This window comes from Streptomyces sp. NPDC043854 (assembly GCF_056436005.1).
The window spans coordinates 1-10792 of the sequence record NZ_JBWKDK010000100.1 but is presented as its reverse complement, the minus strand read 5'-3'; the positions used below and the strand labels follow the sequence as shown (position 1 = coordinate 10792).

Annotated in this window: 10 protein-coding genes; 5 read left to right on the top strand and 5 right to left on the bottom strand. The window is 71.1% G+C overall.

Annotated elements, in window-relative coordinates:
* From AC068A_RS36665 to AC068A_RS36650, 4 genes are all read right to left on the bottom strand, one after another.
* On the bottom strand, window positions 1–285 hold a 285-nt coding region (locus AC068A_RS36665), incomplete at its 3' end, for an AfsR/SARP family transcriptional regulator (protein WP_478590625.1).
* Window positions 286–534: 249 nt separating this feature from the next.
* Window positions 535–1179, bottom strand: a complete 645-nt coding sequence (locus tag AC068A_RS36660; RefSeq protein ID WP_478590624.1) for a ScbR family autoregulator-binding transcription factor — start codon at window positions 1177–1179, stop codon at window positions 535–537.
* A gap of 224 nt (window positions 1180–1403) precedes the next feature.
* Entirely contained in the window at window positions 1404–2633 is a 1230-nt protein-coding gene (locus AC068A_RS36655; protein WP_478590623.1) for a cytochrome P450 family protein, read from the bottom strand.
* A gap of 110 nt (window positions 2634–2743) precedes the next feature.
* A complete protein-coding gene (locus AC068A_RS36650) occupies window positions 2744–3427 on the bottom strand; it encodes a ScbR family autoregulator-binding transcription factor (RefSeq protein WP_478590622.1) in 684 nt (227 codons plus the stop codon).
* A gap of 350 nt (window positions 3428–3777) precedes the next feature.
* Here AC068A_RS36650 and AC068A_RS36645 point away from each other — a divergent pair, with 350 nt between their 5' ends.
* The 4 genes from AC068A_RS36645 to AC068A_RS36630 all read left to right on the top strand — a co-directional run bounded on the left by AC068A_RS36645 (window position 3778) and on the right by AC068A_RS36630 (window position 9490).
* Entirely contained in the window at window positions 3778–5667 is a 1890-nt protein-coding gene (locus tag AC068A_RS36645; RefSeq protein ID WP_478590621.1) for an acyl-CoA dehydrogenase family protein, read from the top strand.
* Between the two features lie 771 nt (window positions 5668–6438).
* On the top strand, window positions 6439–7554 hold the full coding sequence (locus tag AC068A_RS36640) for a bifunctional DNA primase/polymerase (RefSeq protein WP_478590620.1): 1116 nt from the start codon (window positions 6439–6441) through the stop codon (window positions 7552–7554).
* A 152-nt stretch (window positions 7555–7706) separates the two neighbouring features.
* Window positions 7707–9107 carry a DNA primase family protein gene (locus AC068A_RS36635; protein ID WP_478590626.1) on the top strand — a complete coding sequence of 467 codons (1401 nt, stop codon included), beginning with the start codon at window positions 7707–7709 and terminating at the stop codon, window positions 9105–9107.
* A complete protein-coding gene (locus AC068A_RS36630) occupies window positions 9104–9490 on the top strand; it encodes a DUF6009 family protein (RefSeq protein WP_478590619.1) in 387 nt (128 codons plus the stop codon). The genes AC068A_RS36635 and AC068A_RS36630 overlap by 4 nt, the downstream gene beginning before the upstream one ends.
* A gap of 83 nt (window positions 9491–9573) precedes the next feature.
* On the opposite strand, the gene AC068A_RS36625 is transcribed toward AC068A_RS36630, so the two are convergent.
* Complete coding sequence (locus AC068A_RS36625) at window positions 9574–9891, bottom strand: hypothetical protein (protein WP_478590618.1); 318 nt, start codon at window positions 9889–9891, stop codon at window positions 9574–9576.
* 574 nt (window positions 9892–10465) lie between these two features.
* On the opposite strand from AC068A_RS36625, the gene AC068A_RS36620 reads away from it, so the two are divergent.
* The coding region (locus tag AC068A_RS36620; RefSeq protein ID WP_478590617.1) for an AfsR/SARP family transcriptional regulator at window positions 10466–10792 on the top strand (327 nt) is incomplete at its 3' end.

Here is a 10792-nt window from a genome sequence, read left to right as displayed (position 1 = left end):
CGGCAGCGTGACCAGGACGTCCTTTGCCGTGCGGGCGTCCTCGCCCTGCGCCGCCAGGGCGTTGCTGATCAGGCTCCGGACCTGCAGGACGTAGGTCTGCAGTGTGGTGCGGGCGCTGCGCGGCGGCTCCCCCGCCCACAGCTCCTCGATCAGCGCCGCGACCGGGACCACCTGGTCGGCGTGCAGCGCCAGGAGGGCCAGCACCTGGCGGGGCTTGGGGGCGGTCGGCGTGATGGTGATGCCGTGCTCCCGCACCGCGAGCGGGCCCAAGATCTTGATGTCCACGCCGTACTCCCCTGCCTGGTCCGTGGATTGAGGGTCGGCTTTCGCCTCAGCCAGTAAAAAACAGGCCAGGCGGTTTGTCAAAACAAAACCGGGTGCGCTGTTTGGGTCCAGGGCAGTCCGCGAGGACGTCAATAACCTTTCGAAACCGGGCATTTGGTGCCGCGTTGGCGGATCTGTCGGCGCCCCGAGAACGCAGAGTGCCCCTCCGGAGTCTCCGAGGGGCACTTCGCTGCGGATCCGAGCAGACCGTCAGGTCTGGTTTGCGTGCTCCTGGCTCGCACCCGACACCACCAAGCCGTCGAGCAGCGAGCCCTCGGCGAGCCGGGGGAGCAGCAGCGCCCAGAAGCGGGCCATGGTGTCGCCGGAGAGCCAGTGCGGGTCCCGGCCGCCCAGGACCTCGAAGCCCGCCGCGGCGGCCACCACCGCAGTGGCTACGTCCTGCGCCGAGACGCCGGGAGCCAGCGCGCCCTCGGACTCCGCGGCCGCCATCACCTCCTGCACCCACTCCTGCCAGGTGCCGCGCAGGTCGCAGGTGGGGCCGACGCCCGCTTCGGACCCGCTCAGCTCGAACCCGGCGCGCAGGACGACATCACTCCGGAGGGCCTGGGCGAGGTCGTGGGTCGCGTCGATCAGCCGCTGGAGCGACGAGGCCGCGCGCGGCCCCACGATGCGGTCGAGCCTCCGGCCGGCCTGTTCGACCACCGCGTCCGCGAGGTGCGCCTTGCTCGGGAAGTGGAAGTGGAGCGCACCGCTGCTCACCCCGGCTCGCGTGCTGATGGCGGCGAGCGAGGCCTGTGAAAAGCCGTCGCGGTCGAACATTTCGGCGGCTGCCTCGATCAGAGCATTGCGCGTCCGAACCGCTCGTTCCTGTTTGACCAAGAGGGGCTCCGTCATTCCGCAGGGATGCTGTGTCTGCGAGAGACGGCCCCCGTGCTCGACCTGCGCCTACGCCCCTCACGACGCCCACTGTAACAAACCGCCTAGACGGTTTCTATCCTCTGGCGGGAGTGACCAGTGCCATCATCCAAGGAAAGTCGATGAAATAACGAAAAAATGGACGGGTTCCTCGCCCATATCGGCATGGAACCCGTCCGTTTTCTCCCCGTACAGGGGCCTGCTCACTCGGGACGCAGCACCACCGGCAGCGAGCGGTAGCCATTCAGCAGGAACGTGGGAAGCGGTCCGATCTCGTCCGCGGGCACGGCGAGCGCCATCCCGGGGAAGCGCTCGAACAGCGCGGTGAAGGCCGCCGTGGCCTCAACGACCGCCAGCGGCGCGCCCAGGCACCGGTGCGCCCCGTGCCCGAAGCCCAGACTGTCGCGGCCGGCCCGCAGGAGGTCGAACTCCGCGGCGTCCGGCCCGTACCGCTCCGGATCCCGCCCGCCGGCGGCGAAGGAGACGAGGATCGGCGACCCCTTGGCGATGGTGACCCCGTCCAGGTCGATGTCCTCCACGGCGAAGCGCAGCGGCGAGTAGCTCGCGGGGCTGTGCAGGCGCATGGTCTCGGCGATCACGTCGTCCCAGCCCGCCCGGCCCTCCCGTACGTGCGCCAGCTGCTCGGGGTGGGACAGCAGGGCGCACACGGCATTGGTGATGAGCGCGGCCGTCGTGTCCTGGCCCGCGGCGATGATCAGGAACAGGGTCCCCAGCAGCTCCTCTTCGCTGAGCCGCTCTCCCTCGTCCCTGGCTGCTATCAGAGCGGACGTCAGATCGTCGCCGGGGACCGCCCGCTTGGCCGCCACGAGCTGCGCCAGCAGCCCGAAGGCGGTCACCCGCGCCTGCTCCATCTCCTGCGCGGACACCGTCGTGCTGAAGACGGTGCGCAGGGCCGCGGACAGCTCCTCGCGCTCCGCGCCGGCCCCGACCCCGAACAGCTCGCAGATCACTTCCAGCGGCAGCCGCTCGGCGAACGCGGTGCGCAGGTCGACCGGCTGCCCGGCCGGGACGCCGGACAGGCCGTGGACCAGTTCCCCCGCCATCTCCCGGACCCGTCCGGCCAGGGCGGCGCTGCGCCGGGCGGTGAAGGCCGCGGCGACCAGGCGGCGCAGCCGGCCGTGCTCCGCCCCGTAGGCGAACAGCATGTTCTCGTTCGCCACCCACGGGTACAGCGGCCACTCCTCGGTGATCCGCCCTTCGATGAAGTCCGGCCAGTGGCGCCGGGCGCTCTTCGACACCCGCGGATCGAGCAGCAGCCGCTCCACGTAGTGCTGGCGCACCACGGCCCAGGCCCGCACGCCGCCCGGCAGTTCCACATCCACGGCCGGCCCCTGCCCGCGCAGTCTCGCGGTCTCACCGGCGATGTCCCGACCCGTGACGTCCAGGACGTACGGGTGGCCAGTCCTGCTCATACCCTGAGGTCTCCGTTCGTTGGCTCTCGCGGTGCCGGGGCCCCGCACGCACGCCGAGGAGACGCACACGCCCCTCCCCCCACTTTCGACGAGCAGACCGCGGACCGCCGCTAGTGCACCGCGGCTTCGGCGGCCTGCTCCTCCCGCAGCCTGACGGCCGCGGCGTGTACCCGCTCCGCCCGTTCGGGGGCGAAGTCGAGCCGTACCAGCACGCCCGGCATGGCGATGGCGGTCATGAGGGTCTTCATGAGGTCGGTCACCCGCTCCACCATGTCGGCGTGCCCAGTCATGATCTTCGACAGTATCTGCACACCGGTGAACGCGCCGGTGAACAGCTTGGCCGTGGCCTCGATGTCCACGTGCGGCAGCAGTTCCCCGGCCTCCTTGGCGCGGGTGAGCAGATCGACGTTGTGCGCGTTCCATCCCGCCATCGGGACCCGGCGGTCCAGCCCGTCCTGCAGGGAGCCCTGGTCCACGGTCAGCCGGATGCTGCCGCGGACCAGCGGGTCGCCCTGGCGCAGCAGGTGCGCCAAGAGCAGCGCCTCGTCCACGTCCTGCTGGAGGTAGAGCTCCGGCTTCACCACCGTGGGCATCGCCTCGACCTGCTTGGCCAGGACCTCCTGGGCGAGCTCCTCCTTGGAGGCGAAGTGGAAGTACAGCGCGCCCTTGGTCACGCCGGACCGCTTCAGCACCTCCGAGATCGTCGTGGCCTCGTAGCCCACCTCGTCGAACAGCTCCGCTGCCGCAAGGAGGATCTTCTGCCGCGTGCGGATGGCTCGTTCCTGCTGCGCCATTGCATCCCTCCGTACCGCCCGGCTGAAGGGCAACCGAGAGGGTCCGTGCTGTTGCTGTGTTCATCTGCGTCCCCCGACGGGCGCGGGAGACCGCCCCTGTGGTCAGGGTGACAGTTGCAAGAATAAACCAGGCGACCGGTTTTTCAAGTCCTTGTTGATCAAACCGGTTAGTACGTATTGTTTGGCCCCGCCGCGCCCATGTACTGGTTCGGCTCCAACGGGGGAAGGTTCCGATGTCCGTGCTGATCCTTGAACTTCCTGGGGCAACAAGTGACGAGTCGGGCACAGGTCCCGACCCGGCGCCCCGCAACGCCCTGCGGCTTCCCGCTCAGCGCAAGAGGCAGAACGCAGTGCAGAACGCCATGCAGAACGCCGTGCAGAGGGATGCCGCAGCCGGATCCGCCCCGGGTGAAACCGGCACTGACGGCGGTCCCGCGGGCGCTGTCGCCGACCTCACCCGGCTGCTGTTCGACCGGGACGGCCGCGAGCGGATCCACGGGGACTGGCGCCGACTGCTGGGCAGCGAACCGTTCCGCTACCGCGCCGGCCTCTCCACCACCGAGCGCGCCGCCCTCTCCTACGAGCGCCTGCGCCTCGTCAACAGCGCGGCCGGCAACCCGGAGGCCCTCACCGTCGACGCGCACCGGCTCGCCGGGCTCCACGAGTGGGCCGGCTTCGTCGACGGCGGCCTCTGCACGCTCGCGAGCATTCACTACAACCTATTCATCGGCAGCCTGATCGACCACGACAGCCGTGACCGGGACCTGTCCAGCTACACGAACATGGAGCGCATCGGCACGTTCCTGTGCACCGAGCTGGCCCACGGCAACGACGTCGCCGCGATGGAGACCGTCGCCGCATTCGACCGGGAGGCCGGCGAGTTCGTCCTGCACACCCCCACCCCGGGCGCGCAGAAGTTCATGCCCAACACCAGCCTCATCGGTGGCCCCAAGAGCGCCGTCGTCGCCGCCCGGCTCCTCGTCGACGGCAACGACCACGGCGTTTTCCTCTTCCTCACACCGCTGAGCGACGAGAACGGCCACCTGCCCGGCATCCGCGTCCGCCGACTGCAGGAACGTACCGGCACCCCTGTCGACCACTGCCTCACCGCCTTCGACCACGTCCGCCTGCCCCGCGAGGCGATGCTGGAGTCCGACCACGGGCGACTGACCGGCGACGGCGAACTCATCAGCGACATCGGCAACCGGCGCAAGCGCCTCCTGCGCTCCGTCAGCCGGGTCACCATGGGCAAGCTCTGCATGAGCGCCGGCACCCTCGGCATGGCCCGGGCCGCCCTCGCCATCGCCGTCCGCTACGCGCACCACCGCCAGATCAGCGGCCCGCGGGCCGGGGAGCGGATACCGCTGACCGCGCACCGCACCCACCACAGCCGCCTGCTGCGCTCGCTGGCCACCGCGTACGCCATGACCTTCCTGCACCGCTCTGCCATGGACCGGTTCGCCACACACGACGCGACCGACCGGGAAGAGGTGGAGCGCCTCGTGGCCGTGGCCAAGGGCTGGATCACCTGGCAGGCCCGGGAGATCACCACCGAGAGCCGGGAGCGCTGCGGCGCACAGGGGCTGTTCCCCGTGAACGGCATGTCCGAGCTGCCGCAGAACATCGAAGGCGGCATCACGGCCGAGGGCGACAACCTGGTCATCTGGGTCAAGGCGGCCTCGGAGATGGTCTTCGGCCACGAGGTGGCCGCGCCCCCCGCCCCCGCGCTGCCCCTCGCCGACCGCCGGCTGACCGACCTCGACTTCCTGCGCGAGCTGGTCGCCTGCGTGGAGAAGTCCTGGCAGACGCAGGCGCGCAAGGCGCTGCGGGAGGGGCCGAGCGGCCACCCGGTGGGGCGCTGGAACGAGACGTCCGGCGCCGCGCTGGACATGGTCTCGGCCCATGTCGTCGGCAAGGCGGCCGACGCGTTCCTCGCCGCGGCCGAGCTGGCTGCGGACCCGTTCGCCCGGCAGCTGCTGCGCGACCTGTGCCGGCTGTTCCTGCTGCAGAACCTGCGGCAGCACAGCGGTGAGCTCCTGGCGGAGCAGCGTCTGACGCCCCAGCACGTCCTTGCCATGCACAAGACGAGCGACGCCCTCATCGCCAGGCTCGCCCCGCACATGATGACGCTGGTGGACGCCTTCGACCTGCCCGCCGAGTACCTCGAGGCCCTGCCCATCGCCAATCCCGGCTACCAGGAGCACTACGGCGAGGCGTACCCGGAGGCCGCCGCCTTCTGAGGGGAACGGGGACGAACCCGCCGGTTGCCTCCCGAGGGGAAGGTGGCGGAGTTCGAACGGTCCTGCGGTGGAGCGGCCGGGGGCGGATCCGCGGCGCGGCCGCGGCCGAAGGGGCCGAGCCCCGCGCAGCGACCGAACCGGTGGCCCCGTGCCGTACCGGCTGACCTGCGGTGAGAAGCCGTACAGCGACCGAAGCGACTGAAGGTTCCGGTTCACGACGATCCCTCGGGTCGGGATCCAGCCGTGCCGCAGAACCGCTTGAGCCGCCGACCGCCGGTGGCTTGTTCGGTCGCTGCCCCCGAGGGGCCCGCAGGAGCGGCCCGTCCGGGGCAGCGACCGAAGGCGAGCGACTGAAAGGCTGGTCGGTCGCTTGGGGTCGCTGAAGGAAAAGGCCAGTTCAGAGACGGTCTCGGCGAGTATCAGCGACCGAAGCGACCGAAGGTCCGGGTATATGGGATGCAACGCACGTGTGCGTGCGTGCGCCTGTGCGCCTCATATATGCGGTCGCTGAGTCGCTTGAGTCGCTGATGTGGTAGCCAAATCCATTCTGACCTGCGGTTTCGTCAGCTACGGTGGGAGCGACTGTGGGAGCGACCGGGGGAGCGGCCGAAGGTTTTGGTCGCTGGGGGAGGGGTCGTCGGGTCGCTCGGCTGCCGGGAGAGCCGCCCGGTTGCTGGGGCGGTTGTGACGCAGGATGCTCTCCCCCCGGCCCGGAGCTTCGCTAACGTATGTCCGTCGTTGAGTCGCTTGAGTCGCTGACGGGGGATGGGCATGGCTTCTGAGCTGCGGGATTGGGGCAGCGACTCAGGGCAGCCCGGGTACGGTCCAGGCGCTGTACCGGGTTTGGCCCTGGCCACGGCGCGCTGGTGCGCGAGCAAGGGCTGGCCGGTCCACCCACTCTCCGCGGGCCGCAAGACCCCCGCCGGGAACTGCGAGGCCTGCCGGACGCCCGGGCACACGTACGAGGGGTGTCCCTGCCTGCGGGCCGGTCGCTGGTGCCACGGATTCCGTGCCGCCACCCTCGACTTCGCCCGCATCGAGCAGTGGTGGGGCACGCACCCCGCCCTCGGCGTCGGCGTCTCCTGCGGGCCCGCCGGGCTCGTCGTGATCGACATCGATGCGCACGAGCAGCCCCTGCCCGACCGGGACCGGCTGCTGCCGGGCATCCCCGTCGCCGACGCCGTCGACCTCACGGGACTCGCCAACGGCTTCCACACACTGGGCGTGCTGGCCGCACTGCGGGGCGAACAGAGCCCGGAACACGACGAATCCACCCTGCGCGTGCGCACGCCCTCAGGAGGCCTCCACATCTGGTACCGGGCCCACCCGGGGCACAACTGGCAGTGCTCCTCCGGATCGAGCGCCGGCCGCGCGCTCGCCTGGCAGGTCGACATCCGCGCCCACGGCGGCTACATCGTCGCGCCCGGCACCGTCACAGAGACCGGGGCGTACCGCCCCCTGGGCGCCGTACGGGAGCCCGCACCGCTGCCTGCCTGGCTCGCGCGTGAACTCGACCGCACCGGGCACCTCCCGCCCGCCCATGTGCCCGCACCGCGTCCCCTGCCCTCGCGGGCCAAGCAGGCCGTCATCGCCGCCGGCGGCGGCCGCGGTCCTGCCGAGCGGGCGCTGAGCCGCGTGCTCGCCGAGGTGGCGGCCTGCGCTGCCGTACCCGAGGGAGCCGCTTTCTCCGAGAAGCTCAACCGCGCCGCGTACACCGCGGGCGGGCTCGTCGCCGCCGGGCTGCTGACCGGGGCCGCTGCCGAGGAGGCCCTGCGGGGCGCCGCCGAGGAGGCCAGGCCGGGCCAGGGACGCCGCTGCGGGGCCATCATCCGCAGCGGTCTCAGTGCGGGCTCCCGACACCCGCTGATGCCGGGAAGGCGCCCGTGAACGCCGGTCAGGACAACACCGTCGACGGGCTCGACCGGTTCCCCGCATTCGACGCCCGGGCGGTCGCCGCGCAGATCCTCGCGCAGGCGCCCGCGCCCGCGCCCGTCCGGACGGCCGGCGGCCCCGCCGACCGGGAACCCGCTCCCGCGGACATGCCCGGCGGCGAGGTGACGGCCGACGGACTGCTGCCGGACACCCTCAGCGACCGCGGCAACGCCAAGCTGTTCGTGAAGCTGTACGGTAACGACTACCGGCACGTGCCCGGCCTCGGCTGGTACCGATGGGACAGCACCCGCTGGCAGATCGACGAGGACGACACCGTCCTGTGGGCGGCCGGCGACCTCGCCGAGTCCATCGTCGGCAACGACCCGCGCGGCCTGCACTCCACCCAGGCGCTCACCCAGCACCGCCGCCGGGCCCTGAGCACCAGCGGCATCAACGCCATGCTCGCGCAGGCCAAGTCCGCTCCCGGCATGGTGCTCAACGCCGCCCGCCTGGACGCCGACCCGTACGCCCTGTGCACCCCCGCGGGCATCGTCGACCTGCGCACCGGCGGCATCCGGGCAGCCGAGCCCACCAAGGACTTCCACTCGCGCTCCACCACCGCCGCCCCGCACCGGATGCCCACACCGCGCTGGAACCGCTTCCTGACGGACACATTCGGGGAGGGCCCCGAGGGCGCGGAGATGATCTCGTTCCTGCAGCTGCTGCTCGGCTACTCCGTCACCGGCGACGTCGGGGGGCAGGTCATGCCCTTCCTCTTCGGCTCCGGCAAGAACGGCAAGTCGGTGCTGCTGGACGTGCTGATCAAGCTGCTCGGCGACTACGCCGACGCCGCGCCCCCCGGGTTCCTGATGGCCCGCCCGTACGAGGGCCACCCCACCGACCTCGCCGAACTCCACGGCCGCCGCGTCATCGTGTGCAGCGAGGTCAAGCCGGGCGACCGCTTCGACGAGGCCCGCGTCAAGCTGCTCACCGGCGGCGACCGCATCAAGGCCCGCCGCATGCGGCAGGACTTCTTCAGCTTCGAGCCCACGCACAAGCTGTGGCTGCTCGGCAACCACCGCCCCGAAGTGGGCACCGGCGGCTTCGCCTTCTGGCGGCGCATGCGGCTGATCCCGTTCGAGCGGGTCGTCTCCGACGACCGCAAGATCGACAACCTGGCGGACATCCTGGTCACCGAGGAAGGGCCCGGCATCCTCAACTGGCTCATCGAGGGCGCCCGCCGCTACCTGGGCGGCGACAAGGACCTCACCGGCCCCGAGCGGGTGCGGATCGCGACCACCGCCTACGCCGAGACCGAAGACCACACCGGGCGCTTCCTGGGGGAGTTCTGCTGCCTCGAACCGGACCTGCGGGCGGAGCAGGCCGCCCTCTACGCGGCGTACCGCGGCTGGTGCCAGAATGAGGGGGCTCCGGCGATTTCGTCCCGGGCCTTCGCGGCACGCGTCCGCGAGGTGGTCGGACTGGCGTCACCGAAGGAGATGATCCTGTCCAACCAGCGGAAGTACTACCCGGGCATCGGCCTGCTCGCGCACGAGGAGAGAGCATGAGCGCCCTCATCGGCGAGGACGAGATCAACCACGAGATCGACCTTGTCTGGCTGGAGGACATCAGCCGGCTCGACTACGTCCGCCAGAGCCTGGACCGGCTGCCGACCCGGCGCGGGAAGCCCGCCTACCACCGTGACGGCCGCATGGTCGGCTACGCGCTGCTGGGGCCTGCGGCCAAGCCGTCGCGCTCGTCGGGCACTTTCCGCCGGCGGGTCTTCTGGCTGCTGCCGCACGACCGCGACAGCGAGCCGGACGGCCTGTACGCCACGGGGGCGCCCGCGGAGGCCGTCGACGCGCGGACGCTGGCGCCCGGCAGCAAGGGCCGCAAGACGGAGCGCTCGGAGGGCGGCCCGGTCTCGTCGCGGCTGGAGCTGCTGCCGTGACGGTCCGGCGGCGCGACCACCGCCGTACGGCCGCCCGCCGCCCGGTTACGGCCGCTGCACCGGCCCGGCCTTGGGTAGCAGGATCACCAGCGCCCACATCGTGATGAGTGTGCCGGTGTGCCGACGACGTACCAGAGGCTGCCGGCGAAAGCGGTGCTCACTGCGGGGCCGCGGGCTCCAGCGCTGATGTGGGTGAAGAAGATGACGGTGGTGAGGGCGGTGCCAAGTGCGATGCCCAGGCGCCCGCCCGTGATCAGGGCGAGGGCGAAGGTGAGGGTGTAGGCGGCGGGGATCCACTGCACCGCAGCGCTGGACGCACCGGTGTCCTCCTGGATGGAGGGCAGCGCGGTGTGGACGATCGAAGCGTCGAGCGCGTTCATCAGCTCGGCGATCAGCACCACGACCAAGATGATCGCGGCAGCACGGCCGGCGCCTGTGGGGCGTGGATGGCCGTGGGTACGGGTGTCGGTTGACACACGCGGCCGACGGGGCCGCCGACCACGGAGAGCCACCTCGCGCGCCGGTGCACGTCGGCCGACGGCGCGGCTCGCTCGGCGTCGGTCTCGTCCTCGTCCGGCTCGGATGCGTCCAGGTCGCGCAGCGGGCACAGGTCGCCAGCTACCGGGGTGGAAGCGGTGAAGCTGTAGCGGCCGAGCAGGGCCCGCCGCGGCTGCGTTGCGCAGGGGTGTTCGACAGGGATCCGCCTCAGACAGGCCGCTGAACAAACCGCGGGGACCGTTTTTTGGTAAAGATTCCCCCTGTGTTCTCCCTGTGCAAGGGAAAGCGGCTGTCGCCTCTCCCTCCACTCGTCCACTTGCTTGAAGGCCTCTGACCTGCGGAGTAGTGGGAGATCGCTTGATGCGCCCGTCAGTGCTCGCAAGAAAAAACAGCGCAGCCGGTCCGATATTGACAAACCGTCGGCCCTGTTTTTTACTCCTATCCGCTGCTGCTGATCCACCGACAGGGGAGTACGGCGTGGACATCGATGTACTGGGCGCACTGGTGGTGCGGGAGAACGGACTCTCCATCACGCCGACCGCCCCCAAGCCGCGGCAGGTTCTCGCCCTGCTCGCGCTGCACGCGGACCAGGTCGTCCCGGTCGCGGCGCTGATCGAGGAGCTGTGGGCGGGGGAGCCGCCGCGCAGCGCCCGCACCACCCTCCAGACGTACGTCCTCCAGCTGCGCTCCCTGATCGCCGCCGCCGTGGAGCGGGACGTGCCGGGCGCGGTCGGCGGGGCGGAGGGCGGCGAGGCCGCGCCGGGCCGCCGCACCTGCGCGAAGAACGTCCTGGTGACCCTCCCC

Coding starts and splice junctions, on each gene's coding strand:
- AC068A_RS36660 (WP_478590624.1), bottom strand. CDS start 1,179: ATGACGGAGCCCCTCTTGGTCAAACAGGAACGAGCGGTTCGGACGCGC.
- AC068A_RS36655 (WP_478590623.1), bottom strand. CDS start 2,633: ATGAGCAGGACTGGCCACCCGTACGTCCTGGACGTCACGGGTCGGGAC.
- AC068A_RS36650 (WP_478590622.1), bottom strand. CDS start 3,427: ATGGCGCAGCAGGAACGAGCCATCCGCACGCGGCAGAAGATCCTCCTT.
- AC068A_RS36640 (WP_478590620.1), top strand. CDS start 6,439: ATGGCTTCTGAGCTGCGGGATTGGGGCAGCGACTCAGGGCAGCCCGGG.
- AC068A_RS36635 (WP_478590626.1), top strand. CDS start 7,707: ATGCCCGGCGGCGAGGTGACGGCCGACGGACTGCTGCCGGACACCCTC.
- AC068A_RS36630 (WP_478590619.1), top strand. CDS start 9,104: ATGAGCGCCCTCATCGGCGAGGACGAGATCAACCACGAGATCGACCTT.